Annotated in this window: 21 protein-coding genes; 15 read left to right on the top strand and 6 right to left on the bottom strand. The window is 65.7% G+C overall.

Annotated elements, in window-relative coordinates:
- Positions 1–57: 57 nt before the first annotated feature.
- Genes ACFPQ5_RS06865 through ACFPQ5_RS06855 form a run of 3 tightly spaced genes read right to left on the bottom strand, consistent with a single transcriptional unit; the run spans position 58 to position 1,751 of the window.
- Positions 58–627, bottom strand: a complete 570-nt coding sequence (locus tag ACFPQ5_RS06865) for a YceI family protein (protein WP_379752660.1) — start codon at positions 625–627, stop codon at positions 58–60.
- A 24-nt stretch (positions 628–651) separates the two neighbouring features.
- Positions 652–1,203, bottom strand: a complete 552-nt coding sequence (locus ACFPQ5_RS06860; protein WP_379752658.1) for a YceI family protein — start codon at positions 1,201–1,203, stop codon at positions 652–654.
- A complete protein-coding gene (locus ACFPQ5_RS06855) occupies positions 1,200–1,751 on the bottom strand; it encodes a cytochrome b (protein WP_379752656.1) in 552 nt (183 codons plus the stop codon). The genes ACFPQ5_RS06860 and ACFPQ5_RS06855 overlap by 4 nt, the downstream gene beginning before the upstream one ends.
- A gap of 182 nt (positions 1,752–1,933) precedes the next feature.
- Between ACFPQ5_RS06855 and ACFPQ5_RS06850 the strand changes: the two genes are divergently transcribed.
- Positions 1,934–3,883: a TOL_0244 family TonB-dependent receptor gene (locus tag ACFPQ5_RS06850; RefSeq protein WP_379752654.1), complete on the top strand. Its 1,950-nt coding sequence runs from the start codon at positions 1,934–1,936 to the stop codon at positions 3,881–3,883.
- A gap of 194 nt (positions 3,884–4,077) precedes the next feature.
- Here the strand turns inward: ACFPQ5_RS06850 and purB are convergent, their stop codons facing one another.
- On the bottom strand, positions 4,078–5,457 hold the full coding sequence (gene purB / locus ACFPQ5_RS06845) for an adenylosuccinate lyase (RefSeq protein WP_379752652.1): 1,380 nt from the start codon (positions 5,455–5,457) through the stop codon (positions 4,078–4,080).
- 303 nt (positions 5,458–5,760) lie between these two features.
- Here purB and ACFPQ5_RS06840 point away from each other — a divergent pair, with 303 nt between their 5' ends.
- Together ACFPQ5_RS06840 and ACFPQ5_RS06835 are read left to right on the top strand one after the other, a co-directional pair.
- A complete protein-coding gene (locus tag ACFPQ5_RS06840) occupies positions 5,761–6,381 on the top strand; it encodes a glutathione S-transferase C-terminal domain-containing protein (RefSeq protein WP_379752650.1) in 621 nt (206 codons plus the stop codon).
- Entirely contained in the window at positions 6,378–7,316 is a 939-nt protein-coding gene (locus tag ACFPQ5_RS06835; protein WP_379752648.1) for a PfkB family carbohydrate kinase, read from the top strand. The genes ACFPQ5_RS06840 and ACFPQ5_RS06835 overlap by 4 nt, the downstream gene beginning before the upstream one ends.
- 115 nt (positions 7,317–7,431) lie before the next feature.
- Here the strand turns inward: ACFPQ5_RS06835 and ACFPQ5_RS06830 are convergent, their stop codons facing one another.
- Positions 7,432–8,007 (bottom strand): TMEM165/GDT1 family protein, encoded by a 576-nt coding sequence (locus ACFPQ5_RS06830; protein WP_379752646.1) that lies wholly within the window; start codon positions 8,005–8,007, stop codon positions 7,432–7,434.
- A 159-nt stretch (positions 8,008–8,166) separates the two neighbouring features.
- Between ACFPQ5_RS06830 and ACFPQ5_RS06825 the strand changes: the two genes are divergently transcribed.
- Positions 8,167–10,017: a M1 family metallopeptidase gene (locus ACFPQ5_RS06825; protein ID WP_379752644.1), complete on the top strand. Its 1,851-nt coding sequence runs from the start codon at positions 8,167–8,169 to the stop codon at positions 10,015–10,017.
- 57 nt (positions 10,018–10,074) lie between these two features.
- On the top strand, positions 10,075–11,697 hold the full coding sequence (locus tag ACFPQ5_RS06820; RefSeq protein WP_379752642.1) for a serine hydrolase: 1,623 nt from the start codon (positions 10,075–10,077) through the stop codon (positions 11,695–11,697).
- Between the two features lie 156 nt (positions 11,698–11,853).
- Here ACFPQ5_RS06820 and ACFPQ5_RS06815 read toward each other — a convergent pair whose 3' ends face one another.
- Positions 11,854–12,636: a class I SAM-dependent methyltransferase gene (locus ACFPQ5_RS06815; RefSeq protein ID WP_379752640.1), complete on the bottom strand. Its 783-nt coding sequence runs from the start codon at positions 12,634–12,636 to the stop codon at positions 11,854–11,856.
- Positions 12,637–12,984: 348 nt separating this feature from the next.
- On the opposite strand from ACFPQ5_RS06815, the gene ACFPQ5_RS06810 reads away from it, so the two are divergent.
- The 10 genes from ACFPQ5_RS06810 to ACFPQ5_RS06765 all read left to right on the top strand — a co-directional run bounded on the left by ACFPQ5_RS06810 (position 12,985) and on the right by ACFPQ5_RS06765 (position 26,094).
- The gene (locus ACFPQ5_RS06810; protein WP_379752638.1) at positions 12,985–14,622 is read left to right on the top strand and encodes a TldD/PmbA family protein; all 1,638 of its coding nucleotides are present in this window, start codon (positions 12,985–12,987) and stop codon (positions 14,620–14,622) included.
- Between the two features lie 8 nt (positions 14,623–14,630).
- Positions 14,631–15,965 (top strand): TldD/PmbA family protein, encoded by a 1,335-nt coding sequence (locus ACFPQ5_RS06805; RefSeq protein ID WP_379752636.1) that lies wholly within the window; start codon positions 14,631–14,633, stop codon positions 15,963–15,965.
- Positions 15,966–16,129: 164 nt separating this feature from the next.
- Entirely contained in the window at positions 16,130–17,767 is a 1,638-nt protein-coding gene (locus ACFPQ5_RS06800; protein ID WP_379752634.1) for a TldD/PmbA family protein, read from the top strand.
- Between the two features lie 10 nt (positions 17,768–17,777).
- On the top strand, positions 17,778–19,115 hold the full coding sequence (locus ACFPQ5_RS06795) for a TldD/PmbA family protein (protein WP_379752632.1): 1,338 nt from the start codon (positions 17,778–17,780) through the stop codon (positions 19,113–19,115).
- A gap of 12 nt (positions 19,116–19,127) precedes the next feature.
- Positions 19,128–19,748 (top strand): DUF4159 domain-containing protein, encoded by a 621-nt coding sequence (locus ACFPQ5_RS06790; RefSeq protein ID WP_379752630.1) that lies wholly within the window; start codon positions 19,128–19,130, stop codon positions 19,746–19,748.
- Complete coding sequence (locus ACFPQ5_RS06785; protein ID WP_379752628.1) at positions 19,732–20,751, top strand: AAA family ATPase; 1,020 nt, start codon at positions 19,732–19,734, stop codon at positions 20,749–20,751. The genes ACFPQ5_RS06790 and ACFPQ5_RS06785 overlap by 17 nt, the downstream gene beginning before the upstream one ends.
- A 1-nt stretch (position 20,752) precedes the next feature.
- Positions 20,753–21,640, top strand: coding sequence for a DUF58 domain-containing protein (locus ACFPQ5_RS06780; protein WP_379752626.1), 888 nt, complete (start codon positions 20,753–20,755; stop codon positions 21,638–21,640).
- A 65-nt stretch (positions 21,641–21,705) separates the two neighbouring features.
- Complete coding sequence (locus ACFPQ5_RS06775; protein WP_465263125.1) at positions 21,706–22,620, top strand: BatA domain-containing protein; 915 nt, start codon at positions 21,706–21,708, stop codon at positions 22,618–22,620.
- A complete protein-coding gene (locus ACFPQ5_RS06770; protein ID WP_379752624.1) occupies positions 22,604–24,574 on the top strand; it encodes a DUF4175 family protein in 1,971 nt (656 codons plus the stop codon). The genes ACFPQ5_RS06775 and ACFPQ5_RS06770 overlap by 17 nt, the downstream gene beginning before the upstream one ends.
- Positions 24,571–26,094 (top strand): hypothetical protein, encoded by a 1,524-nt coding sequence (locus ACFPQ5_RS06765; RefSeq protein WP_379752622.1) that lies wholly within the window; start codon positions 24,571–24,573, stop codon positions 26,092–26,094. Before ACFPQ5_RS06770 ends, ACFPQ5_RS06765 begins: the two co-directional genes overlap by 4 nt.
- Positions 26,095–26,282 lie beyond the last annotated feature (188 nt).

The raw sequence follows: 26,282 nt of genomic DNA, 5'->3' as shown, positions 1-26,282 counted from the left end.
AAAAGTAAAAGCCCCGCTGCCTTACGGTAGCGGGGCTTTTTTATGCCGGCGCGGTGCTTACTGCTTGACGGCTTCGACCTGGATCGCCAGGCGCACTTCCGGCGAGAAGTTCGGCAGGCCGAAATTGACGCCATAGTCGCTGCGCAGGAAGAAGCCGTGGGCGTCGGCGCCGCAGACTTCGCGTTTCAGCATCGGGTGCTGGATGCACTTGAACTTGGCGATGTTCAGGGTCAATGGTTTCGTCACGCCGTGCAGGGTGAAGTCGCCCTCGACGGCCACCAGGTTCTCGCCTTCGAAGCGCAGTTTACTGCCTTTGAACGTGGCGGTAGGGTACTTGGCGACGTCGAAGATGTCCGGCTTCTTCGCATGTTCGTTCATCTTTTGATGGCCGAAATCGACGCTGTTCATGTCCACCGTGATGTCGAAGCTGCCGGTTTTCGCGGCGCGGTCGAGCGTGATGGTGCCGTCGGTCTTGGTGAACTTGCCGCGCCAGACCGAGATGCCCATGTGATCGGCTTCGAAGCTCGGGTAGGTGTGGTTCGGTTCGATCTTGTAGGTGTCGGCGGCGGCGCAGGCGAAACCGGCGCTGGTGGCGAGGGTGGCGGCAATCAGAAGCTTGAGTTTCATGTATGTCCCTTGGTGGATGAATGTTTAATTTCCCGCAGTCACGCGGAATTTGATCACAACTTCGTCGGCGACCATGCTGGTGTCTTTCCACTCGCCTTCGCCGATATTAAAAGCCAGGCGTTTAATCGGCAACTGTCCTTCGAACACTTGTTTGCCGGCTTCAGTTTTTACCGTCAGCGGGAAGGCTACGTCGGCGGTCTTGCCCTTGATGGTCAGCTTGCCGGCCACGTTCAGTTTGCCGGCGCCGGCCGGCTTGATCGAGGTGGAGACGAAGCTCGCTTTCGGGAACTGGGCCGTATTGAACCACTCCTTCTTTGCCACCTCGCGGTTGTATTCGGCGTCGCCCAGGTCCATGCTGGCAGTCTGGATGTCGACGCTGGCCTTGGCGGCTTCCGGGCGCGCGGCGTCGTAGTCGATGGCGGCGGTGAAGGTCTTGAATTTCGCTTCGACCGGCACGTTCATCTGTTTAAAAACGGCGGCGACGCTGCTTTTTGCCGGGTCGGTTTTCAGGACTGCAGCAGTTGCAACAGCGGACGCGAACAGCGAGGCAAGCGCCAGGGCGCGCAGAGGTTTCATTTGGTGACTCCTTGTTTGGTCGAAAAAGGCAGCATGCGGCTCATGATGCCGTCGCGGTCGATCAGCAGGTGTTTCAATGCAGCCAGCACGTGGATCGCCACCAGCGCGGCCAGCCCCATGTTCAGCCAGTAGTGCAGGGCGCCGAGCACGGGTTTCAGGGCCGGGTCGGCTTCGATCAGGACTGGCAGCGGGAACAGGCCGAAATACACGACCGGCACGCCGGCGGCGAGGCTATAGAAATATCCGGACAGCGGCACGGCGAACATCAGTACATAGAGCAGGGCGTGCAGGCCGTGGGCGGCGCGGCCCTGCCAGGCGGGCATGGCGGCGGGATAGGCGGGCGGCGTGCTGCGCAGGCGCCACAGCAGGCGCAGCGTGGCGAGCAGCAATACCGTGACGCCGGCCCACTTGTGCCAGGAAAAATAGCGCAGCTTGGTCGGCGTCAGCCCGGGAATGTCGGTCATCACCAGCCCCAGCGTGAAGGTGCCGATGATCAGGAGGGCGATCAACCAGTGCAGGACGATCGCGGGGAGAGAGTAGCGCTGCATAGGGTGGTCTTAGTACTGACTAGAACAAAACTATAGCAAAAAAGCGTGTACGCCGCTCGCCAGCAGATGTTTCTTTTCGTACACTAGCATGGAATGTTAAACGTGCACAGCAGAGTGGCGCTCAAATGTAAAATCGACACCAGCGCGCACCAGATCAGAAGGCATCCCTGTCGAGGAGTCGTATGTACAATTGTTTCCCCAGCCACCCAGGCCCGCGCGCACTGGTCCTGCTGCTTGCCGGTGCGCTGGCAAGCCTGGCCCATGCCGCCGACCCGCAAGGGGCCGACTTCGCCGACCTGTCGATCGAAGAACTGGCCAATATCCAGGTGACCTCGGTGTCGAAGAAGCCGGAGCGCCTGCTCGATGCGCCTGCGTCCGTCTTCGTCATCACGGCCGACGACATCCGCCGCTCCGGCGCCGCCACCCTGCCCGAAGCACTGCGCCTGGCGCCCAACCTGCAGGTGGCGCAAGTCAACGGCGCCGGTTATGCGATCACGGCGCGCGGCCTGAATGGCGGTGGCAACAGTGCTCCGAACAAATTGTTGGTGCTGATAGACGGACGCTCGGTGTACACGCCGCTGTTTTCCGGCGTGTTCTGGGACGTGCAGGACGTGCTGCTCGAAGACATCGAACGGATCGAAGTGGTCAGCGGTCCGGGCGGCACCCTGTGGGGCGTGAACGCGGTGAACGGCGTGATCAACATCACCACACGCTCGGCGCAGGAGACCCAGGGCAGCCTGGCCGTGCTGCGCGGCGCCAACAACGGCGGCGACATCGCCTTTCGCCAGGGCGGGCGCATGGAGGACGGCAGCTGGCGTGCCTACGGCAAGGCCCAGGGACGCTCGCATACCGAGCTGGCCAGCGGCGCGCCGGTCGACGACGCCTGGCATTCCGGGCAAGTCGGCTTTCGCGCCGACTGGGAGCGCGGCGCCGACCGTTTCAGCCTGAACGGCAACGTCAACCGCGGCAAGTTCGAGCAGCCCCGGCCCGGCACGATCGCCGTCTCCGGCACCAATCCCGGCCTCGCCACGGTCGATACCGAGGGCGTGAATTTCACCGGCGGCTGGCAGCATGCGCTGCAGGACGGCGGCAAGGTCGACGTCCAGTTCTATTACGACTACACCCGGCGCGAAGTGCCGCCGACCTTTACGGAGTCGCTCGACATCGTCGACCTGCAGGTCCAGCACACCCTGCCGGCCATCGGCAGGCACAGCCTGGCCTGGGGCGCGAACGCCCGCCACAGCTGGGATCGGGTGCAAGGCAGCGAATATGTCGCCTTCCTGCCGGAACGCCTGAGCCAGACCTGGCTCAGCCTGTTTGCCCAGGACGAAATCGCGCTCATGCCGACGCTGCGCGCGACCCTGGGCGCCCGCGTCGAGCGCAACGATTACACGGGCACCGAATTCCTGCCCAGCGCGCGCCTGTCGTGGAGCGCCGCGCCCGAACACGCGTTCTGGACCGCCGTCTCGCGCACCGTGCGCGCACCCTCGCGCATCGACGCCGACACCTATATCCCCGGCCGCCCGCCCTACGTCCTCGCCGGCGGCGAGGGCGTGCGCTCGGAGGTGGCCAAGGTCTTCGAGCTGGGCTACCGCGGCCAGCCCCTGCCGCGCCTGTCGTATTCGGCCACGTTGTTCTACAGCGATTACGACCACCTGCGCACCCAGGAACTGGCGCCGAGCCGCACCGCGGTCAGTTTCGCCAACCTGTCGGAGGGCCACGTGTTCGGCCTCGAGATGTGGGGCAGTTTCCAGGCGACGAAGTCCTGGCGCCTGTCGGGCGGGCTGACGACCATGCGCGAACGCTTCGCCCTGAAAGAGGGCAGCAACGACGCGGGCAGCCTGCTGCGCGCCGGCTTCGATCCCGCCCACAGCCTGCAGCTGCGTTCGACCTGGAGCATCGATGCGGCGCGCGAATTGGAAGTGGCCGTGCGCAAGGTCGCGGCGCTCGATATCGGCGAGGTGCCCTCGTACACCGCCCTCGATGCGCGCTTCGGCTGGCGCCTGCGGCCGAATCTCGAACTGTCGGTGGCGGGGATGAATCTGAATGGCAGCCATGCCGAATACGGCGGCATCGCGACGCGTTCGGAAGTGCCGCGCACGGTGGCGGTCAAGCTGGTCTGGCAGAATTGACCGGCGGCGGGAATGCATCGTAGGGTGGGCTCCCGAGTCCACGCGTACGCACGGTTCCGGTTCGAAATACCGTACGTAGTCCGCCTGCTTTGCACCGCGTGGACTCAGGAGTCCACCCTACGTTACACATCAGCCGCATGAATAAAAAAGCCTGCATCGTTTCGGATGCAGGCTTTTTATGTGAACCTGAAGAGTTAAATCGCCTTGGCCAGCTGCGCCGCCAGGCCGACGTAATTCGCCGGCGTCATCTGCAGCATCAGGTCCTTGGCTTCCTGCGGCACCGCCAGCGTGTTGATGAACTCGCGCAGCGCCTCCTTGGTGATGCCCTTGCCGCGGGTCAGTTCCTTCAGCTGCTCATACGGGTTCTCGATGCCGTAGCGGCGCATCACGGTCTGCACCGGCTCGGCCAGCACTTCCCAGCTCGCCTCCAGGTCGGCTTCGAGGCGGGCGGCGTTCACTTCCAGCTTGTTCAGGCCACGCAGGCAGCTGTCGTAGGCGAGCAGGGCGTAACCGAAGCCGACGCCGATGTTGCGCAGCACGGTCGAGTCGGTCAGGTCGCGCTGCATGCGCGAGACCGGCAGCTTTTCCGCCATGTGGCGCAGCACGGCGTTCGCCAGGCCCAGGTTGCCTTCCGAATTTTCGAAGTCGATCGGGTTGACTTTATGGGGCATGGTCGACGAACCGATCTCGCCCGCCTTCAGCTTTTGCTTGAAGTAGCCCAGCGACACATAAGTCCAGATGTCGCGGTTCAGGTCGAGCAGGATCGTGTTGGCGCGCGCGATGGCGTCGAACATTTCCGCCATGTAGTCGTGCGGCTCGATCTGGATCGTGTACGGATTGAAGGTCAGGCCCAGGCGCGACTCGATCACATCCTTCGAGAAGGCCGGCCAGTCGAAGCCCGGATAGGCCGACAGGTGGGCGTTGTAGTTGCCGACGGCGCCGTTCATCTTGCCGAGGATCTCGACGTCGGCGATGCGCTTCACCGCACGCTGCAGGCGCGCGACGACGTTGGCGAATTCTTTACCAAGCGTCGTCGGGCTGGCCGTCTGGCCGTGGGTACGCGAGAGCATCGGCAGCGCCGCGTTGGTGTGGGCGATGTCCGTCAGCTTGGCGATGATGCCTTGCAGGGCCGGCAGCATGACGGTGTCGCGCGCGGCTTTCAGCATCATGCCGTGCGAGGTGTTGTTGATGTCTTCCGAGGTGCAGCCGAAGTGGATGAACTCGCTGGCCGCGACCAGTTCCGGCACGTCCTTGACTTGCTCCTTGAGCCAGTATTCGACCGCCTTGACGTCGTGGTTGGTGACCGCTTCGATTTCCTTGATGCGGGCGGCATCGCGCTCGCTGAAATTCGCCGCCATCACGTCGAGGTGAGCGCTTGCTTCCTTCGAGAAGGGCTTGATCTCGTCGAAGCCCGCTTGCGCCAGCGCCTGCAGCCAGGCGATCTCGACCTTCACGCGGTGGTGCATGAAGCCGGCTTCGGACAGGATCGGACGCAGCTTGTCGGTCTTCGCTGCGTAGCGGCCGTCGAGCGGCGACAGGGCCGACAGGGAGGAAAGTGGGGCGGTAGCGGTCATGGCGGGCGGTCCGTGCAAAAACGCGGATTTTACCACCGGAGCGCCCATGGCAGCTTGTTGCGGGCACAGCGAAACGGGCCTGCGCGGCGGTTTTTGGCAAGCAGCCCGATGTTATACTTAGGGCACCTATCTCAGTAGGAGAGCGTCGCTGCTGGCGCGCCTGACAAGCGGGGGCGGCGTTGCGCGTCGTTGCATGGCGCCGCCATGCGGCCTCCTTGCGCCTTGCCCGCGCTTGTCAGGCATCGCCATCCGCTTCCGCTCTCCTACTGAGATAGGTACCTTAATTCCTCTTTCCGAGCATCTATGAAACTCATCGGTTCGAACACCAGTCCCTATGTGCGCAAGGTCCGTGTGGTAATGGCGGAAAAGAAGCTCGACTATTCTTTCGAGCTCGATAACGTGTGGGCCGCCGAGACCCAGGTGCACCTGTCCAACCCGCTGGGCAAGGTGCCCTGCCTGGTCATGGAAGACGGCAACGCCCTGTACGACTCGCGCGTGATCGCCGAGTACCTCGACACCCTCACGCCCGTCTGCAAGCTGCTGCCGGCCAACGGCAACGGACGCGACCGTGCGGACGTCAAAGTCTGGGAAGCGCTGGCCGACGGCGTGCTCGATGCCGCCGTGCTGGTGCGCCTGGAAAAGACGCTGCGCCCGCAGGAGCAGCAGAGCCCGCAGTGGATCGCACGCCAGCTGGGCAAGGTGCGTGCGGGCCTGGCCGTGATGTCGGAAAAACTCGGCGAGCAGCCTTTCTGCATGGGCAAGTCGTACACGCTGGCCGACGTCGCCGTCGGCTGCGCGCTCGGCTGGCTGACGTTCCGCTTCCCGGACATCAGCTGGCGCGAGGACCACCCGAACCTGGCGAAGCTGCACGACAAACTGGCAGAACGTCCGTCGTTCCGCGACACGGTGCCTTTCGAAGGATGAACGCACCCGCCAACACCGCCGCCACGGTCGTATTCGGCGAAGCGCTGGTCGACGACTTCGCCACCGAGCAGATCGTCGGCGGCGCGCCCTTCAACGTCGCGCGCCACCTGGCCGCCTTCATGGCGCCGCAACTGATGATCACCCGCGTCGGCGCCGACCACAACGGCGACATCATCCGCGCCGAATTCGAGCGCTTCGCCATGTCGCAGGCCGGCCTGCAGCGCGACGCCATCGAGGAAACCGGCCGCGTCATCGTCGAACGCAATCCGAAAGGGCACCGCTTCGTCATCGTCCCGAACCAGGCCTACGACTACATCGCGCGCGAGGAAGCGCTGGAGGCGTTGAAGTCGATCGAAGCCGGCACCATTTATTTCGGCACCCTGGCCCAGCGCAGCGAACGCTCGCGCGGCACCTTGAAGGCGGTACTCTCGGCGACCAATGCCACGCGCTTCCTGGACCTGAACCTGCGCGACGGCCAGGTCGACGAGCGCATCATCGCCGACGCCCTGCACGCGGCCGACATCGTCAAGCTGAACGAAGACGAGCTGCAAGCCCTGTTCGTCCGCTACTTCCAGCTTGGCCCGAACGACCCGCCGATGGCGGCCGACGAAACGCGCTCGGCGTGCGCCGCGCTGCTGCAGATGTTCGGCCTGCAGGCGCTGGTCGTCACGCTGGGCCACCGCGGTTCGGTCTACTTCGGCGCCGGCGGCGTCACCATCGACACCCGCGACACGCCGTCGCCGCCCTTCGTCATCGACACGGTCGGGGCAGGGGATGCTTTCTCGTCCATCTTCCTGCTCGGCCGCGCACGCGGCTGGCCGCTGGAGACGACGCTGGCGCGCGCCAACGAATTCGCCGGCGCAATCTGCGCGATCCCCGGAGCGGTCCCGCGCGACCTCGGCTTCTACGACCAGTGGATGACGCGCTGGCGATAAATCGTAGGGTGGGCATGCCCACGCGGTACGTGTGTATCGTTATCCGGCGACCGTGACATATCGCCGCAACCGTAATGCATACGTTGGAAACGCGTGGGCATGCCCACCCTACAGATTAAAACCCGTAGTTCGCTCCGGCACCCATCAAGGTCGCCATGCCGAGTCCCATAAAGATCACCGCCGCGATCCCGTGCACCAGCGCTACCGGAATCTTGTTGGCGATCCGCTCCCCGAACAGCACGGCCGGCACGTTCGCGATCATCATGCCCAGCGTCGTCCCCGCCACCACCGCCGCGATCTCGGTATAGCGCGCGGCCAGCGCCACGGTCGCGACCTGCGTCTTGTCGCCCATCTCGGCCAGGAAAAAGGCGAGCAGGGTCGTCAGGAATACGCCGAACTTGGGCAGCGAGGCCTCGGTCTCGTCGATATGGTCCGGAATCAGCGCCCAGATCGCCATCGCCAAAAAGGAGAGGCCGAGCACCCAACGCATCACGGTCGGTCCCAGCAGTTCGCTCACCAGCGCGCCCACCGCGGCGGCAAAGGCGTGATTCAACAGGGTGGCGATGAAGATGCCGAGGACGATCGGCAGCGGCCGGCGAAAGCGGGCGGCCAGCAGGAAGGCGAGGAGCTGCGTCTTGTCGCCGATTTCAGCGAGGGCGACGATGCCGGTTGCGACTAGAAAGGCATCCATGGGGCGGAAAAGGCGGCGTGCAAAAGCGCGGATCATAGCAGAGTCGGCAATCCGAGAGCGCGTCAATACGCAGCGGCGGCGCGGCAAGCCGGCGCTTTCCCCCTCATCGCCAGCGTGCTATTCTGCTCGCGCTTCCCCGCTCAGCCATTCAATGTCACCATGAACCATTCCCTCCTGCGCGCCACCGCCTGCGCCATCCTCGGCCTGCACGGCGCCGCCGCCTATGCCCTCGACCCGCTGAGCTACGCCAATTACGAGCAAGTCAAGACGCGCGCCCTGCACCTCGATCTGAAAGCGGACTTCGCGAAGAAGACCCTGACCGGCCACGCCGAACTGACGCTCGACTGGCTCGACAAGAACGCGCGCCGCCTCGACCTCGACACGCGCGAACTCAGTATCTCGAAGATCGAAGCGCTCGACGCGCGCGGCCGCTGGACGCCCGTGAAGTACAGCCTCGACAAGTTCGACGACGAGAAGGGCCAGGCCCTGCACATCGAATTGCCGACGCAGGCGCCGAAGGTGCGCATCCACTACCGTACTGCGCCCACCGCCAGCGCCCTGCAGTGGCTCACCCCGGCGCAGACCCTGTCCGGCAAGCGTCCCTTCATGTTCAGCCAGTCGCAGTCGATCAACGCGCGCTCCTGGGCGCCGGTGCAGGACACGCCCTCGGTGCGCTTCACCTACACCGCGCGCATCCAGGCCCCGGAAGGCCTGCGCGTCGTCATGAGCGCCGATAACGACCCGAAGGCGACCGGCAAGGGCGGCTGGACCTTCACCATGCCGCAGCCGATTCCGTCCTACCTGCTGGCGATCGGCATCGGCGAACTCGAAGCGCGCACGCTGGGCGGACGCACCGGCGTCTACGCCGAGCCGAAGCGCATCGAGGCCGCCGCCTACGAGCTGGCCGACACCGAGAAGATGGTCGCCGCCGCCGAATCGCTGTACGGCCCGTATCGCTGGGGGCGCTACGACATGCTGGTGCTGCCGCCTTCGTTCCCGATCGGCGGCATGGAAAACCCGCGCCTGACCTTCCTGACGCCGACCATGATCGCGGGCGACCGCAGCCTGGTCGACCTGATCGCGCACGAACTGGCGCACAGCTGGTCGGGCAACCTGGTCACCAACGCCTCGTGGAAGCACTGGTGGCTGAACGAGGGTTTTACGACCTACGTGACGACCCGCATCCTCGAAGTGCTGTACGGTGAAGAAGTCGCGACCATGAACCTGCAGCTCGAGCAGGAAGAGGCGATCGAGTCGCTGAAGGACATCGCGCCTGAAAAACAGGCGCTGCTCACGCGCGACCCTGATACCGGTTCGAGCACCTATACCGACGAAGGCCTGGCCTACCCGAAGGGCGCCTGGCTGCTGCGCACGCTGGAACAGCGCGCCGGCCGCGCCGTGTTCGATCCCTTCCTGCGCGGCTGGTTCGATGGCCACGCCTTCCAGAGCGTGACGACCGAACAGTTCGTGGCCTACCTGCGCAGCGAGCTGCTGGCGAAACACCCGCAGGTGATGAGCGACGCGGAACTCGATGAATGGCTGCATGGCCCGGGCATCCCGGCCAGCGCCCGGCACGCGAAGTCGCAGCGCCTGGTGGCGCTCGACACCACGACCGCCGCCTGGCTGAAGGGCGAGCTGCCGACCGCGCAGCTGGACACCAAGAACTGGACCGCGCTCGAGTGGATGAAGTTCTTGAACGACATCGACAACAAGGCCGATGCCGCGCGTTTGAAAGAGCTCGACGCCGCCTTCGGTCTGGCCAAGACCGGCAACGACGAAGTCGCCTTCCGCTTCTACCGCGCGGCGGTGCACGCCGGCTATCGGGAGGCGCGCCCGCAGATGCAGGTCTTCCTGATGCGCGTCGGCCGCCAGAAGTTCGTGGTGCCGCTGTACGCGGCGCTGCGCGCGAACGCCGAGGACCGTGCGTTTGCCGAGAACGTGTACAAGTCGGCGCGCGAGCGCTACCACCCCGAGACGCAGTCCAGCGTCGACAAGGCGATGGCGAAATAAGATTCAACCAGGGGCCGGGAGACGGCTCGATAACCGAGGAACCGAAGAGTGCAACACATGAAACGCATTGCAGCCGCGATCCTGATCGCGTTTTCCGCCACCGGCGCCTACGCCGAGATCCCGGCAGCGGCAGTCACCGCACCGGCCGCCACCCAGGCCTTCGACCTCGAACAGGACGTCACGCGTGTGATGAAAGCCTTCGACGTGCCGGGCATCGCCATCGCCGTCGTCAAGGACGGCAAGGTCGTTGCCGCGCGCGGCTTTGGCGTCCGTAAGCTGGGCGAGCCGGCCAAGGTCGACGGCCAGACCCTGTTCGAGATCGCCTCGAACTCGAAAGCCTTCACCGCCGCCGCGCTGGCGATGCTGGTCGACGAAGGCAAGCTGAAATGGGACGACCCGGTCGTGAAGCACCTGCCGGACTTCCAGATGTACGACGCGTATGTGACGCGGGAGATGACCGTGCGCGACCTGCTGACCCACCGCAGCGGCCTGGGGCTCGGTGCCGGCGACCTGCTGTGGTGGCCGACGACGAATTTCAGTACCGACGAGATCATCGAGCGCCTGCGCTACGTGAAACCGGCGACCAGCTTCCGTGCCGCCTACGCCTACGACAACCTGCTGTACATCGTGGCCGGCAAGATCATTGCCCAGAAGTCCGGCAAATCCTGGGGCGACACGGTGCGCGAGCGCATCCTGAAACCGGTCGGCATGAACACGACGACCACCAGCCTGGCCGAGAACGAGAACAACCCGAACGCCTCGAACGCGCACAGCAAGATCAACGACAAGATCGCCGCCGTGAAGTCCATGCCGGTGAATAACGCGGTCGGCGCGGTCGGCATCAACACCAATGCCGAGGACATCGCCAAGTGGATGAAGGTGCTGCTCGACGGCGGCCGCGTCGAAGGCGCCAAGGGCGCGGACGGCAAGGAGCTGCGTCTGTGGAGCGAAGCGCAGTCGCGCGAAATGTGGACCGCGCAGACGCCGATGAAAGTCAGCATTCCGAAGCCGCCGCTGGCCGCTACCAAGGCCAACTTCGCCGCCTACGGCCTGGGCTTCCAGCTGCGCGACTACAAGGGTCAACTGGTCGCCATGCACGGCGGCGCGCTGCAGGGCTTTTATTCGCGCGTGCTGCTGGTGCCGGAATCGAAGCTGGGCATCGCGATCCTGACGAACGCCGAAAGCGGCGGCGCGCTGAGCGCCCTGCAATACCGCCTGCTCGACCAGTACATGACGGGCAGCGCGCCGACCGACTGGATCAAGGCCATCGCCGACATCGAAGAAGAGGCCCACGCCAAGGAACTGGCGCGCCTGAAGGGTGCATCGGCCACGCGCGTCGCGGCCTCGAAGCCCTCGCTCGACCTGGCCGCCTACGAAGGTCAGTACACCGATCCGTGGTACGGCGCCATGAACATCAAGCGCAACGGCAAGAAGCTGGTGCTGTCCTTCGCGCGCACGCCGGACCTCACCGGCGAAATGGAGCACTTCCAGCACGACACCTTCATCGTGCGCTGGAAGGAGCGTAATTTCAACGCCGACTCCTACGTCACCTTCGCGCTGGACCACGACGGCAGCATCGAGCACGTCAAGATGAAGGCGGTGTCCACCGAGACCGACTTCAGCTACGACTTCCACGATTTGCTGTTCACGCCGGTGAAGCCGGCGAAAGCGAAGCTGTAAAGAGAACGGGCCGCTTCGAGCGGCCCGTTTTCATGTCGATGCGGATGCGCGACGATTGGTGGGCACGGGGCGCCCACCCTACGAATTTCACGTAACGGTTGACCGGAGGGCCGTAGGGTGGGCGCTCTGTGCCCACCATGCTTCATACGTGCCGGCTCACTGCTTCACGAACTTGAGCGTCATCCGATCGCTCTCACCGATCGCCATGTACTTCTCGCGATCCTTGTCCTTGTTCGCCAACACCGGTGGCAGCGTCCACACACCCTTCTCGTGATCCGCCTTGTCCTTCGGATTGGCATTCACCTCCGACTTGCCGGCCAGTTTGAAACCGGCGCTCTCCACCATCTTGATGACCCAGGCCTCGTGCACGTAGCCGCTCGAGGCCTCCTTGTCCTGCGTCATCGAGGCCGGCAGCCGGTGATCGACGATACCCAGCACGCCGCCCGGTTTCAGCACCTTGTGGATCTCTTTAAAAGTCGTCTTCAGCGAGTCCTCGCCGTTGCCGACCCAGTTGTGCAGGTTGCGGAAGGTGAGCACCATGTCGACGCTGCCGGCCGGGGCGATCTCGTAACGGCTGGGCGGCTCGAACACGGCGGTGACGGCCTTGCCGTACAGGCCCGGATTGGCATCGAACTTGGCGCGCAAGGCCATGCCGCTCTTCTTGTCGGGCGCGGCGGCGGCGCCGATGTACTTGCCCTTGTCGCGCAGGTAGGGCGCGAGGATCTCGGTGTACCAGCCGCCGCCCGGCACCAGTTCCACCACCGTCATGGTCGGCTTGATGCTGAAGAAGCTCAATGTCTCGTAGGGATGGCGGTAGACGTCGCGCTTGGCGTTGTCGGCGCGGTGTTCGGAGGCGATGGCGGCCTTCAGGGCGTCGTCGGCCTGGACGGCGCCGGTAAAACCTGCGGCCAGGACTGCGGCCAGGATCAGTCGTTTCATGGAGTCTCCCTTGTGGTGGTGGTCGCGCCGATGATCGAACAAGCCATCCGGCGCGTCAAGCGAATCGCGCGGCCGTATGCACGCATATGCACTGTCCGCAGCGGACACGCGCGGACACATGCGGACACTGTCCGGACAGCGCGAACGGCACGCGCAGCGCATGGATGGCCGGCTTCCGGACCCTGTGCAACTGGTATGAAGATTGCCTATCCAAACGCCTGAGTTACTGATAATGTTGAACGGTTTGCCAGGTTTTTCATCGCCGGGCAGGTCGGGAAATACATATACATACGCGGCAGTGCCGGTGTGCGCGCCGCCCCAAGACGCAGGTTGAATTCAGGAGACACAATGGAACGTCGTACCTTTCTCAACATGAGCACCCTGGCTTTCGGCTCGATGCTTATTCCCGTCGCCGGACGCGCGATCGCAGCCGAGGAGCTGCTCAGCCCCATGGCCGTCGCCGCGAAGAAGGCGCTGGCCGACACCGCGCTGAACGCCGCCACCAAGGCCGGCGCGTCCTACTGCGACGTGCGCATCGGCCGCTACCTGAACCAGTTCGTGACCACGCGCGACCTGAACGTCGAGAACGTCGTGAATACCGAATCGGCCGGCGTCGGCGTGCGCGTGATCTGCAACGGCGCCTACGGCTTTGCCGCCACCTCCGACATGACCCCGGACGGCATCGCCAACGCGGCGCGCCAAGCCGTCGCCATAGCGAAGGCGAATGCGAAACTTCAGTCCGAACCGGTGCAGCTTGCACCAGTCAAGGGCGTGGGCGAGGTGAGCTGGGCGACGCCTTATAAAAAGGACTGGCGCGCGGTGCCGATCAAGGACAAGGCCGAGCTGCTGATCGCGGCCAACAAGGCCGGCATGGACAGCGGCGCCAACTTCATGCAGTCGATGCTGTTCCAGGTGAACCAGCAGAAGTATTTCGCATCGACCGACGGCTCCTACATCGACCAGGACCTGCACCGCCTGTGGGCGCCGTTCAGCGCCACCGCGGTCGACAAGGCGAGCGGTAAATTCCGTTCGAGGCAAGGCTTGGGAGCTCCAGTCGGCATGGGCTACGAATACCTGGATGCGCGTCCCGAGCACAAGATCAAGGCCGCCGGCGGCGTGGCGACGCTCTATACCGACTCCTACGACATGATCGAGGACGCGCGTGCCGCCGGCCGCGACGCCAAGCGCAAACTCACCGCGAAGTCGGTCACCCCGGGCAAGTACGACCTGATGCTCTCGCCGGAACACCTGTTCCTGACCATCCACGAATCGGTCGGCCACCCGACGGAACTGGACCGCGTGCTCGGCTACGAAGCCAACTACGCCGGCACCAGCTTCGCCACGCTGGATAAATGGCAGTCGAAGAAATTCAAGTACGGCTCGCCGCTGGTGAACATCGTCGCCGACAAGACGACGCCCGGTTCGCTCGGCGCCGTCGCCTACGACGACGAAGGCGTCAAGTGCAAGCAGTGGGACATCATCAAGGACGGCGTGCTGGTCAACTACCAGGCCACGCGCGACCAGGCCCACATCATCGGCGAAAAGGAATCGCACGGCTGCTCGTATGCGGACTCGTGGAGCAATGTGCAGTTCCAGCGCATGCCGAACGTCTCGCTCAAGGCCGGCACCAGGAAGATGAGCCCGGACGACATGGTCAAGGGCATCAAGAAGGGGATTTATATCGTCGGCGACGGTTCGTTCTCGATCGACCAGCAGCGCTACAACTTCCAGTTCGGCGGCCAGCTGTTCTACGAGATCAAGGACGGCAAGATCGGCCAGATGCTGGAAGACGTCGCCTACCAGGCCAACACCCAGGAATTCTGGAGCGCCTGCGCCGGCATCTGCGACGAGAAGGACTGGCGCATGGGCGGGTCCTTCTTCGACGGCAAAGGCCAGCCGCCGCAGATCAGCATCGTCTCGCACGGCTCCTCGACCGCGCGCTTCAACGGCATCAACGTGATCAACACCGCCCGCAAGATCGGCTAAGGACGACCATGACCCTCCTGACCCAGGATCAAACCAAACGCATCTGCGAGCGCGTGCTGTCGCTGTCGAAGGCCGACGAATGCATCGTCAGCATCAACGGCAAACGCAACGGCAACATCCGCTTCGCCCGCAATGCCGTCTCCACCGCCGGCCTGATCGACGACACCAGCATTACCGTGCGCGTCGCCTACGGCAAGCGCCAGGGCACGGCCACCATTAACGAGTTCGACGACAAGTCGCTGGAAAAGGTCGTGCGCCGCGCCGAAGACCTGGCGCGCCTGGCGCCGGAAAATCCGGAGTTCATGCCGGCCGTGGCCAAGGCCCCGTTCAAGGCATCGAACACCTTCGTCCAGAAGACCGCCGACATCGATCCCGAGATCCGCGCCCAGGCCGCCGCCTACAGCATCGAGGCCTGCCGCAAGAAGGGCCTGGTTGCCGCCGGCTTCCTGACCGACTCGACCTCTTTCGAGACGATCGCCAATTCGAACGGCGTGTTCGGCCACCAGGCCTCCACCTCGCTCGATTTTACGTGCACCATCCGCACCGAAGACGGCCGCGGCTCGGGCTGGGTCAAGCGCTCGGCGCGCGACCTGGCGCGCTTCGATCCGCGCGAAGCGGCCGACGTCGCCATCGAAAAGGCGCTGCGCTCGGTCGATGCGAAAGCGCTGGAGCCGGGCCGCTACACCGTCATCCTGGAACCGGCCGCCACCAGCGACCTGCTCAACTACATGATGAACGGCTTCGATGCGCGCCGCGCCGATGAGGGGCGCAGCTTCCTGTCGAAGGCCGGCGGCAAGAACCGCCTGGGCGATAAACTGTTCGACAGCCAAGTGAACATCTGGGCCGACCCCTGGGACCCGAACGTGCCGGTGCTGCCATGGGACGACAACATGCTGCCGCGCGAACGCCAGGAGCTGATCAAGGACGGCCGCATCAACGCGCTCGACTATTCGCTGTTCTGGGCCAAGCAGAAGGGCCAGCGCGCCGTCGGCAGCCCGGGCAACGTGATCATGGGCGGCACCAATAAATCGACGGCCGAGCTGATCGCCAACACCAAGAAGGGCGTGCTGGTCACGCGCACCTGGTACATCCGCATGGTCGACCCGCAATCGGTCCTGCTGACCGGGCTGACGCGCGACGGCACCTTCTACATCGAGAACGGCAAGATCAAGCATCCCATTAAAAACTTCCGTTTCAACGAGAGCCCGGTCACGATGCTCAACAATATCGAGGAGATCGGCATGCCGGTCGTGCTCGGCGGCGACGAAGGGCCGAACCCGATGGTGATTCCGTCGATGAAGGTACGTGATTTCAATTTCACGTCCCTGTCGGACGCAGTTTGATGATCGTAGGGTGGACGGCTCCGCCGTCCACGCGTTCAACGCACGCGTGCTTGTCGAAATGTGTTCGCCGACATTCACATATGGGGTGAGCGCGTGGACGGGAAACCCGTCCACCCTACGTGGACACGCCGCGTGATCATTAAAAACGCGGCAACGGAGACACAATGGAACGACGTACCTTTTTAAAAATCGGCGCCGGCACGGCAGGCGCGATGGTCGTGCCGGTCTTCGGCAACGCCATCGCCGCCGAAGACCTGCTCAACCCGATGGCAGTCAGCTTCAAGAAAACCCTGGCCGACGCCGCCCTGAACGCAGCCACGAAAGCCGGCGCGTCCTACTGCGACGTGCGCATCGGCCGCTACCTGAACCAGTTCATCACGACGCGCGACCTGAACGTCGAGAACATCACGAACACGGAATCGACCGGCGTCGGCGTGCGCGTGATCGCCGGCGGCGCCTACGGCTTTGCCGCCACCAACAGCATGAACCCGGACGCCGTGGCCGCCGCCGCGCGCCAGGCAGTCGCCATCGCCAAGGCCAACGCCAAACTGCAGACCGAGCCGGTCCAGCTGGCGCCGGTGAAAGGCGTGGGCGAAGTCGCCTGGGCCACGCCGATCAAGAAGGACTGGCGCGCAGTGCCGGTGAAGGACAAGGCCGAGATGCTGATCGCCGCCAACAAAGCGGGCCTGGAAGCGGGCGCCAGCTTCATGACGGCGAACCTCTTCCAGATCAACCAGCAGAAGTATTTCGCCTCGACCGACGGCTCCTACATCGACCAGGACATCCACCGCCTGTGGGCGCCGATCAGTGCGACCGCCGTCGACAAGGCGACCGGCAAGTTCCGCTCGCGCGCGGGCCTGGGCGCCCCGGTCAGCATGGGCTACGAATACTTCGACGTGAGCCCGGCGCACAAGGTCAAGGCCGCCGGCGGCGTGACCACGCTGTACACGAAGTCCTATGACGTGGTCGAAGACGCGCGCCTCGCCGGCAAGCAGGCGCGCGAGAAGCTGTCGGCGAAATCGGTCGAGCCGGGCAAGTACGACCTGGTGCTGGCGCCGGAACACCTGTTCCTCACTATCCACGAAGCCGTCGGCCACCCGACGGAGCTGGACCGCGTCCTCGGCTACGAGGCCAACTACGCCGGTACCAGCTTCGCCACCCTCGACAAATGGCAGTCGAAGAACTTCAAGTTCGGCTCCGAGCGCGTCAACTTCATCGCCGACCGCACCAACCCTGGTTCGCTCGGCCTGATCGGCTACGACGACGAAGGCGTGCGCGCGAAGGAGTGGAACATCATCAAGGACGGCGTACTGGTCAACTACCAGGCGACGCGCGACCAGGCCCACATCATCGGCGAGAAGGAATCGCACGGCTGCTCGTATGCGGACTCGTGGAGCAACGTGCAGTTCCAGCGCATGCCGAACGTGTCGCTGGCGGCGGGCAAGGCACGCCTGACTCCCGACGAGATGGTCAAGGATGTCAAGAAGGGCATCTACATCATCGGCCGCGGCTCTTACTCGATCGACCAGCAGCGCTACAACTTCCAGTTCGGCGGCACGCTGTTCTATGAAATCAAGAACGGCAAGATCACCAATCCACTGGAGGATGTGGCCTACCAGTCGAACACCCAGGAATTCTGGAACGCCTGCAGCGCCATCTGCGACGAACGCGACTGGCGCATGGGCGGCTCCTTCTTCGACGGCAAAGGGCAGCCGAGCCAGGTCAGTGCGGTTTCGCATGGCTCGAGCACCACGCGCTTCAACGGCATCAACGTGATCAACACCGCACGCAAGATTGGTTAAGGAAAAGACGATGAAACAGCTGAACAAAGAAGAAGCACAACGTATTTGCGAACGCGTCATCAAGTTCTCGAAGGCCGACGAGTGCAGCGTCGACATCACCGGCAGGCGCGAGGGCAATGTGCGCTTTGCGCGCAACAGCATCTCGACCGCGGGCCTGAACGAGAACATGGAGCTGACCGTGCAGGTCGCCTTCGGCAAGAAGTCGGGCATCGCGCAGCTCAACGAGTTCGACGACAAGTCGCTGGAGAAGGCGGTGCGCCGTGCCGAGGAGCTGGCGCGCCTGGCGCCGGAAAATCCGGAATTCATGCCGGCCGTCGGCAAGCAGGACTACAAGGCCACGCCGACCTTCGCGCGCGCCACCGCCGAGATCGACCCCGAATACCGTGCCCAGGTCGCCGCCTACAGCATCGAAGCGGCGAAGAAGGCGGGCTTGGTCTGCGCCGGCTTCTTCAACGACGGCAAGCGCTTCAATGCGACCGCCAACTCGAACGGCGTGTTCGGCTTCCAGGAAATGACGGATCTCGCCTATACCTGCACCGTGCGTACCGAAGACGGACGCGGCTCGGGCTGGGTCACGCGCTCGGCCACCGATGCGAACCGCTTCGACGCGCGCGAGGCGGCCGGCGTGGCCATCGAAAAGGCACTGCGTTCGGTCGACGCGAAAGCGCTGGAGCCGGGCCGCTACACGGTGATCCTGGAGCCGGCCGCGACCTCCGAAGTGCTGGGCAATATGTTCAGCGCCTTCAGCGCGCGTGACGCCGACGAGGGCCGCAGCTTCCTGACCAAGGCCGGCGGCAAGAACCGCCTGGGCGACAAACTGTTCGACGAGCAGATCAACGTCTGGGCCGATCCGTGGAATACGGACGTGCCGGTGCTGCCCTGGGACGGCCAGTCCGGCCTGGCGCGCCAGCGCACCGACATCATCAAGAACGGCCGCATCGCCTCGCTCGACTATTCGCGCTACTGGGCGCAGAAACAGGGCAAGGTCGCCACGGCCGGCCACGGCAACATGATCATGGCCGGCGGGACGAAATCGCTGGAAGAGCTGATCGCGTCGACCAAGAAGGGCGTGGTCGTGACCCGCACCTGGTACATCCGCATGGTCGATCCGCAGTCGCTGCTGCTGACCGGCCTGACGCGCGACGGTACTTTCTATGTCGAGAACGGCAAGATCAAGTACCCGATCAAGAATTTCCGCTTCAACGAAAGCCCGGTCACGATCCTGAACAACGTCGAGGAGCTGGGCAAGCCGGTGGTGATCGGCGGCGACGAAGTGCCGTACCAGATGGTGCTGCCGCCGATGAAGGTCCGCGACTTCAACTTCACCTCGCTGTCCGACGCGGTGTAAAGCTTTTGTAAGATGGCCCGTTTCGATTTTTACTTCACACGCCTGCTGTACGAGTCGGGCGACTGGGATGTGGACGTGCGCATGCCCAGCAACGTTCTCAATTCGCTGGTCGAGTACACCACCCTGAAGGTGGACCCGGCCGAGCGGATGATCGCGCTGTCCGACCCGAAGGTGCTGGAGGCCCCGTTCTGCTACCTGGCGGGGCACAAGCTGGTGCAGTTCACGCCCCTCGAGCGCAAGAATTTCGAGCGCTACGTGCGCGGCGGCGGCTTCGTTTTTGTCGACGACTGCAACCACGACATCGACGGCCTGTTCGCGAAATCCTTCGAGGCCGAGATGGCGAAGATCTTCGGCGCCTCGGCCTTGCGCAAGATTCCGAACAACCATCCCGTGTATTCGAGCTTCTTCAAGTTCGACGGCCCGCCGAACACCTCGGTGGAGCTGAACGGCTGGGGCGACGACCTGGTGCACGAATATCTGAAAGCGATCGAGATCGGCGGGCGCGTGCGGGTGCTGTACTCGAACAAGGACTATGGCTGCGAGTGGGATTACGACTTCCGCAATAAGCGTTTTCTCGCGGTCGACAATACCCGCTTTGCGGTGAACATCATTCAATATGCGTTGGGAGCCTGAAGTGGCGGAGCACGGAACAAGTTGGAGCGAGTCGGAAGTCAGCGAGCTGGTGGCGAAAGTGGCTGCGCTCAAGCAGAGCATGGCGCGCGTGATCATCGGCCAGGAGCAGGTGGTCGATCTGCTGGTCACCTGTCTGCTGGCCGGCGGCCACGCGCTGGTCGAAGGCGTGCCGGGTCTCGGCAAGACCCTGCTGGTGAAATCGCTGGCCCAGGCCACCGACATGCAGTTCCGCCGCGTGCAGTTCACGCCCGACCTGATGCCCTCCGATATCGTCGGCACCGAGATCCTGGAAGAAGACCAGGCCACGCGCCAGCGCGCCTTCCGTTTCCAGCCCGGGCCCGTGTTCACGCAGGTGCTGCTGGCCGACGAGATCAACCGCGCGCCGCCGAAGACCCAGTCGGCCCTGCTGGAAGCGATGCAGGAACGCTGCGTCACCTTCGCCGGCCAGACGCATGCGCTGCCAAAACCCTTCTTCGTGCTGGCGACGCAAAATCCGATCGAGCAGGCCGGCACCTATCCGCTGCCCGAGGCCCAGCTCGACCGCTTCCTGCTGCGCATCGACGTCGTCTATCCGAGCGAGGACGAGGAAGTCATGATGGTGGCGATGACGACGCAAGCCGGCCTGCAGGACGCCGCGCCGGCCATGGACCTGCAGACCCTGCTGCGCCTGCAGCAGCTGGTGCGCGACATCGCCATCGGCGAGCATCTTGTCCGCTACGCGACGCGCCTGGTGCGGGCGACGCGGCCGCAGGAGACGACCGTCGCTGCCGTGAAAAAGCACGTCGGCTGGGGCGCCGGCCCGCGTGCCGGCCAGGCGCTGGTGCTGGCGGCCAAGGCGCGCGCGCTGATGGCGGGACGCCTGGCGGTCACGCGCGAGGACATTGGCGCGATGCTGCTGCCGGTGCTCGCGCACCGGGTATTACGAAATTTCGAAGCCGAAGCGGACGGCGTGGCAATGGCGGACATCCTGCAGGCAATCCGCGCCGAGATCCGGGTCGACTGATTTGGCACTGGCAAGCTCGGCGCTGATCGCGCACACGACCGACCTCGAACTCGTCATCCGGCACGTGCTGGCGGGCCTGGGGCAGGGCGTGCACGCCGGCCGCGAACGCGGCGCCGGCGTCGAGTTCTCCGAATACCGGGCGTATGCGCCCGGCGACGAGTGGCGCCGCGTCGACTGGAAGCTGCTTGCGCGCGCCGACCGATACTATGTGCGCGAGGCCGAGCGCGACAGCCATGTCGCCGTGTGGTTGCTGCTCGATGCGAGCGCTTCGATGGCGGAACCGAGCCGCAGCATAAAAGGGCTCGACAAGCTGGGCTATGCGCGCACGCTGCTGGCCTGTATCGCCGCGATCGCACAACGCCAGGGCGATGCCTTCGGGCTGGCGCTGCTTTCGAACGGCCGCGTCCAGTTCGTGCCGGCCGCGCGTGGACCGCGCCAGCTGCAGCGCGTACTGGCAAGGCTGCAAAGCGTGCAGGCCGAGGGCGCGCTGCCCGATGCGGAGGCCTTGAAGAGCGGCCTGCGTTTCGCCGGCTCGCCCTCCCTCATCTTCGCCGCCACCGATTTCCTCGACTGGCCCTCATCCTTGTCGGAAGCCCTGGTGCGCCTGCGCCACATGCGCCACGACGTGCGCGCCGCCTGCCTGCAGACCGAGGCCGAGTGCACGGGCGGCTTCGACAGCGGCCCGGCCTACCGCGACCCGGAGCAGGAGAGCGCGGTCTTCCGCTTCGGCGCCGACCTGCGCGAGGGCTATCTGCGCAATCGCGAACAGCATTTCGCTGAAGTGAAGGCCAGCTTGCGCACACACGACGTGCTGCACGTCGACGCGCGCATCGAGCAAGCGCCGGGCGAGATATTGCGCGCCTGGCTGCGCCAGGGAGGCCGCCGGTGAACAGCTTGTGGTGGTTTGCGTTGCCCGTTCTGCTGCTGCCGATCTGGTGGCATCGCAAGAAGCGCGTGCAAGTGAAAGCCGAGCCGCTCGCCAGCGCGCGCTTCCTGCCGCGCACGGAGCCGCGCCAGATGCGGGTCTGGCGCTGGTCGGACGTGCTGCTCCTGATCGTGCGCTGCCTGCTGCTGGCCTGCGCGATCGCCTGGCTGGCCGATCCGGTGTTCCCGTGGCGCGGCGATACGGTGGTCGTCGCCGAAGGCAGCGATGCGCGCTGGGTCGAGCGCGAAGTGCAGGCCGCCGGCTATGGCGCCGCCGCGCGCCTGCCGCTGCCGGCGCACGAGGCGCTGGCCTGGATCCGCCTGCATGAGCGCGAGTTCCGGCCGGAGGCGCGCCTGCTGGTGCTGGGAGATATCCCGATGCCGGCCACGCTGCCGCAGTTCCGCCGTCCCGTCCTGCTGCGCACCGACACCAGGCCGGCGCCGCCTGCCGAGGCCCATGTCGCGATCTTCAGCACCCGCCCCCCCGAATGGCGGCGCCTGTTCGCCGCGCTCGACGGGCCGTTGCGCGTCGTCATCGACGCCAAGCCGGGACCCAACACCGAATTGATCGTCTGGGACCTGCCTGACGCGCCGCCGGCCACGCTGCGCGCACCGCTGTGGTGGACCACCGACACGGCGGCGTTCACCGAGCTGGCCCGATCGAAAGCCGTCGCCGGCATCCGGTACGCAGACGGCCCGCGCGGCCGCGTCTGGGCCTCGACCGCTTGGCCGCCGGGCGATCCCGCCGCCGCCAGAACGCTGCTCGACACCTGGCGCGAGCTGCATGCCGGTCCCGCGCCGTATACTGCCCCGCCGCTGGATTTTGCTGCCACCAAGGCGCCCGCACGCGCCTATGCGAACGGCGCGCTGCGCGAATTTTTATTGTGGGGACTGCTGGCCCTGTTTGCGTTAGAGAGGATTCTGGCCCATGCACGGCGCCGCTGATATCGCGGGCCGCCTGTGGCGCGCGGCCTCGTTGCGGCGCCTGCCGCTGTGGGTGCTGGGCACGCTGCCCTGGCTCAGCCTGCGCCTGTTGCCCGGCCTGCTGGCCTGGGTCGCCTGGTGCATGTGGGATGGCGCGCGCCTGCGCCAGAAAGTGGTCAATGGCTGGACCGGCTGGCTGGATGCGGGCGTGCCGAGCCTGGAAGACAGCAGTGCCTTGCTGCTCGATGCCGACACGCCGCTGGCCCGGTTGCAGCGCCAGCGCCTGCTGGCCCGCCTCGGCGCACTCGATGCTCCAACGGTCCGCCGCGTGGTGCGCCCCCACATCGGAACCGGTTTGAGCTGGCTGCTGCCCTGGCTGGCGCTGGCCGCCTTCGCCTGGTTCCTCGGCCAGAAGCCGCCGGCAAGCGCGCAAGCCGCCGTGCCGGCGAGAGCAGCGGCAGCGCTGCCGATCGTGCCGCAACTGACCGTGACTGCGACCCCGCCAGCCTATACCGGCGCGGCTGCCGGCAGTGGCGCGCCGCGCGACCTGAGCCTGCCCGAAGGCGGCGTCGTCTCCTGGTGCCTGAAGAATCCGGAAGCCGGCGCCACGACACTCGAGCTGAGCGACGGCCGCAAGCTCGAGGTGGGAAAGCAGTGCGCGACGCTCACTGCCACCGAATCCCTGTTCTGGCGCTGGCGCGGCGCGCGCTACACGATCAAGGTCACGCCGGACGCGCCGCCGACGGTCACGATCACCCAGCCATCGCAGATGGTGCAGGAACTCAAAACCGGCGCCACGACGGCCGCGATGGCTCTGTCGGTGCAGGACGACTACCGCGTGCAGCGCGCCACCCTGCACCTGACGCTGGCGCGCGGCAGCGGAGAGAACATCAAGTTCACCGACCGCGAAATGCCGCTGCCGGCCTCCAGCAATCCGCGCCTGCGCAACTGGTCCAAGACCTGGACCTTGACGGAGCTGGGCATGGAGCCGGGCGACGAGCTGTATTTCTTCGTGCGCGCGGCCGACAATGCGGCGCGGCCGCACACGGTGCAGTCGCCGACCTACACGCTGCGCCTGCCGGCCCCCGAGGTCGAAGACGAAGAGGAAACCTCGGCCATGCCGGTACTGGTCAAACCGCAAAGCCTGCGCAGCCAGCGCCAGATCATCATCGACACCGAGCAGCTGATCGCCGACATGAAATCGACCCGCATGAGCGCGGAGACGGTACGCGAACGCAGCGAATCGATCGCCGCCGACCAGGGCCAGCTGCGCCGCCGCTACGGCCAGTTCCTGGGGGAGGAGTCGAGCCTGTTCGGCGGCGAGGAAGAGCACGACGAGCACGCCGATAAAGGCGGCCAGATGGACGTGCTGCACCAGTTCGGCCACGCCCACGACGAGGCGGAAAACGCGACCCTGTACGACGAGGGTACGAAAAAAATCCTGCGCCGCGCGCTGGTGGCGATGTGGGACGCCGAAAAGGCCCTGCGTGCGATCACCCCGAAGGCGGCGCTCGCGCCCGAATATAAAGCGCTGGCCGCGATCAAGGAGCTGCAGCAGGCCGACCGCATCTACCTGCACAAGACCGCCTTCGTGCCGCCGCCGATCAAGGAAGCGATCCGCATGACGGGCGACGTGGTCGGCGCGGCCAGCTATGCGCGCGAGCAGGGCGCATCGAACGAGGCGGTCCCCATCGAGCTGCGTGAGCTGACCACGGCCCTGTCTGGCGACGGGGCGCTACCGGCCCTGTGGACGCGCACCGCCCATGATTGGGTGCGCGAACGCCTGAAGGACGACGAGCAGCGCCTGGCCGCCCAGCGCGCGATCCAGGACGTGCAGGGCGGCTGCCTGCGCTGCCGTCCCGCGCTGCGCGCCTGGCTGCGCGCCGGGATCGTCGAGGCGCCGGTGCTGCTGCAGGCGCAGCCGGTCACCGGCACGCCGTTTACACGCGCCTATATGGACGGAGGCGCCAGGTGATTCTTGCGATTGGATTGATCGGCGCGGCCAGCGTGCTGCTGTACCTGTGGCGGCGCCGCTTGCTTGACGCGCTGCTGGCGCTGGTCGCCACGGCGGCGCTGGCTTTGCTCGCCGTCGAACTGAGGCTGCCGGGAGAGGCAGGCGGTACGCTGGCGATCGACCCGCGCACGCCTCCCGTCTCGCTTGAAGGCGTGCGCAGCCTGAGCCTGAAGGGGGACGGCTTGCGCGCCGCGCAGTGGGCCGACCTGCCGGCGCGGCCGCTGGCCTGGACCGCGCCCGCCACGCCGGCGCTGCGCCTGGATTTCCCGCGCCGGCTGGCGCTCGGCCGCCTGTTCACGCTGACGCTGGCGCCCGGCAGCGAGGCGCAGCGGCGCCTGCAGCTGCTCGACGAGAATGGCCAGCTGCTGGCCGAAACGCGCGGCAGCGGCGAGCTGACGCTGTCCTGGCTGCCGCCGCTGGCCGAAAGCCTGGTCCTGAAGGCGCGCCTGCTCGACGACAAGAACGGCGTGCTCGCCGAGGGACCAGTGCCGGTGGTGGTCAGCGAAACGCGTCCGCTCGCGGTGCGCGGACGCTTCAGCGCGCCTTCGTTCGATCTGCGCGTGCTGAACGAGCTGCTGGTGCAGAGCCGCGCGCTGGTCGACTGGCAGGTCGCACTCGGTAAAACCGTCACCCGCAGCGAGCGCGCGCGCGAACAGATCGGCAAGCCCGATTTGCTGCTGGTCGATGCCGCCTGGTTCGAGCGCGCCGCGCCGCCTGCGCGTGCGGCCTTGCTGGAAGAAGTAAAAAGCGGCGCCGCGCTGCTGGTACTGGGCGGGAATGCGAACGACGCCGCGGTCTGGTCGCGCAGCATGCAACTGCCGCTGCAGGCGCAGCCGGCCGACAAGGTGATTGGCGGTCTACTGGCGCTGCCGGTGGCGCCGCTGGCCCCACACACGCGTGCCGCCGGTGCCTGGCTTGGCCAGGACAATGCCGTCTGGTCGCGCCAGTGGGGCAAGGGCCGCATCGGCTGGCTCGGCGCGGCCGACTGGCACCGCCTGGCGATCGCGGAGCCGCGCGCGCTGGCCCTGTGGTGGCAGGGCGTGCTGGACGCCGTACGGGTCGAGCGCGCCGAAGAAATCCAGTGGCTGGCGCCGCGCGAAATGCCGCTGCCCGGCCAGCGCCTGGAAGTGTGCGCCCTCGGCGTGCGCGGCAAAGTGCGCTTCCCGGACCTGAACCTGGCGCTGGACTGGCAGCGCCGCCCGGATCGCGCCGACGCCTCCTGCGTCGCCGTCTATCCACGCGCACCGGGCTGGCTGCGGATGGAGACGCAGGGACGGGAGCCGGCGCGTGGCGAGGTGTACGTGTACGCGCCCCAGGATTGGCCGCAATGGCAGGCCGCCGAGCGCCGCGACGCCACCGCCCGCTACGCGGCGCGCACCCCGGCGCCGGCGGCGGCGACGCGGCGGGTGCTGCCGCAATGGCCGTTCGCCGTGCTGTTCGGGCTGGCGATGCTGGGGCTGTGGTGGCGCGAGCGGCGCTGAAAAGGCGGCGCGCCCCATCGGGAGGGCTTGTCGTTGTCGCATGGCAACAGTGACAAGCCCCGCATTTCTTACCATAAGTAAATATCTCGACTTTCCTATACGTGTTCGGTAAAGTCTGAACGCGTGCGCTCATCCAGCGCGCATCACCGCCACCCCATTCGGGCAGGCCGGCCGCAATCCAACGACCT

The sequence above is a fragment of the Massilia suwonensis genome, from assembly GCF_042655665.1.
Lineage (GTDB): Bacteria > Pseudomonadota > Gammaproteobacteria > Burkholderiales > Burkholderiaceae_D > Telluria > Telluria suwonensis.
Note: the sequence above shows the minus strand (reverse complement) of the source record. Positions and strands in the feature narration are given on the sequence as shown.

What these genes read in the sequence shown, in the direction of transcription:
- ACFPQ5_RS06830 (WP_379752646.1), bottom strand. Translation starts at nt 8,007, where the DNA reads ATGGATGCCTTTCTAGTCGCAACCGGCATCGTCGCCCTCGCTGAAATC.
- ACFPQ5_RS06820 (WP_379752642.1), top strand. Translation starts at nt 10,075, where the DNA reads ATGAAACGCATTGCAGCCGCGATCCTGATCGCGTTTTCCGCCACCGGC.
- ACFPQ5_RS06815 (WP_379752640.1), bottom strand. Translation starts at nt 12,636, where the DNA reads ATGAAACGACTGATCCTGGCCGCAGTCCTGGCCGCAGGTTTTACCGGC.
- ACFPQ5_RS06795 (WP_379752632.1), top strand. Translation starts at nt 17,778, where the DNA reads ATGAAACAGCTGAACAAAGAAGAAGCACAACGTATTTGCGAACGCGTC.
- ACFPQ5_RS06785 (WP_379752628.1), top strand. Translation starts at nt 19,732, where the DNA reads ATGCGTTGGGAGCCTGAAGTGGCGGAGCACGGAACAAGTTGGAGCGAG.
- ACFPQ5_RS06825 (WP_379752644.1), top strand. Translation starts at nt 8,167, where the DNA reads ATGAACCATTCCCTCCTGCGCGCCACCGCCTGCGCCATCCTCGGCCTG.
- ACFPQ5_RS06770 (WP_379752624.1), top strand. Translation starts at nt 22,604, where the DNA reads ATGCACGGCGCCGCTGATATCGCGGGCCGCCTGTGGCGCGCGGCCTCG.
- ACFPQ5_RS06855 (WP_379752656.1), bottom strand. Translation starts at nt 1,751, where the DNA reads ATGCAGCGCTACTCTCTCCCCGCGATCGTCCTGCACTGGTTGATCGCC.
- ACFPQ5_RS06865 (WP_379752660.1), bottom strand. Translation starts at nt 627, where the DNA reads ATGAAACTCAAGCTTCTGATTGCCGCCACCCTCGCCACCAGCGCCGGT.
- ACFPQ5_RS06835 (WP_379752648.1), top strand. Translation starts at nt 6,378, where the DNA reads ATGAACGCACCCGCCAACACCGCCGCCACGGTCGTATTCGGCGAAGCG.
- ACFPQ5_RS06805 (WP_379752636.1), top strand. Translation starts at nt 14,631, where the DNA reads ATGACCCTCCTGACCCAGGATCAAACCAAACGCATCTGCGAGCGCGTG.
- ACFPQ5_RS06790 (WP_379752630.1), top strand. Translation starts at nt 19,128, where the DNA reads ATGGCCCGTTTCGATTTTTACTTCACACGCCTGCTGTACGAGTCGGGC.
- ACFPQ5_RS06800 (WP_379752634.1), top strand. Translation starts at nt 16,130, where the DNA reads ATGGAACGACGTACCTTTTTAAAAATCGGCGCCGGCACGGCAGGCGCG.
- ACFPQ5_RS06840 (WP_379752650.1), top strand. Translation starts at nt 5,761, where the DNA reads ATGAAACTCATCGGTTCGAACACCAGTCCCTATGTGCGCAAGGTCCGT.
- ACFPQ5_RS06850 (WP_379752654.1), top strand. Translation starts at nt 1,934, where the DNA reads ATGTACAATTGTTTCCCCAGCCACCCAGGCCCGCGCGCACTGGTCCTG.
- ACFPQ5_RS06860 (WP_379752658.1), bottom strand. Translation starts at nt 1,203, where the DNA reads ATGAAACCTCTGCGCGCCCTGGCGCTTGCCTCGCTGTTCGCGTCCGCT.
- ACFPQ5_RS06810 (WP_379752638.1), top strand. Translation starts at nt 12,985, where the DNA reads ATGGAACGTCGTACCTTTCTCAACATGAGCACCCTGGCTTTCGGCTCG.
- purB (WP_379752652.1), bottom strand. Translation starts at nt 5,457, where the DNA reads ATGACCGCTACCGCCCCACTTTCCTCCCTGTCGGCCCTGTCGCCGCTC.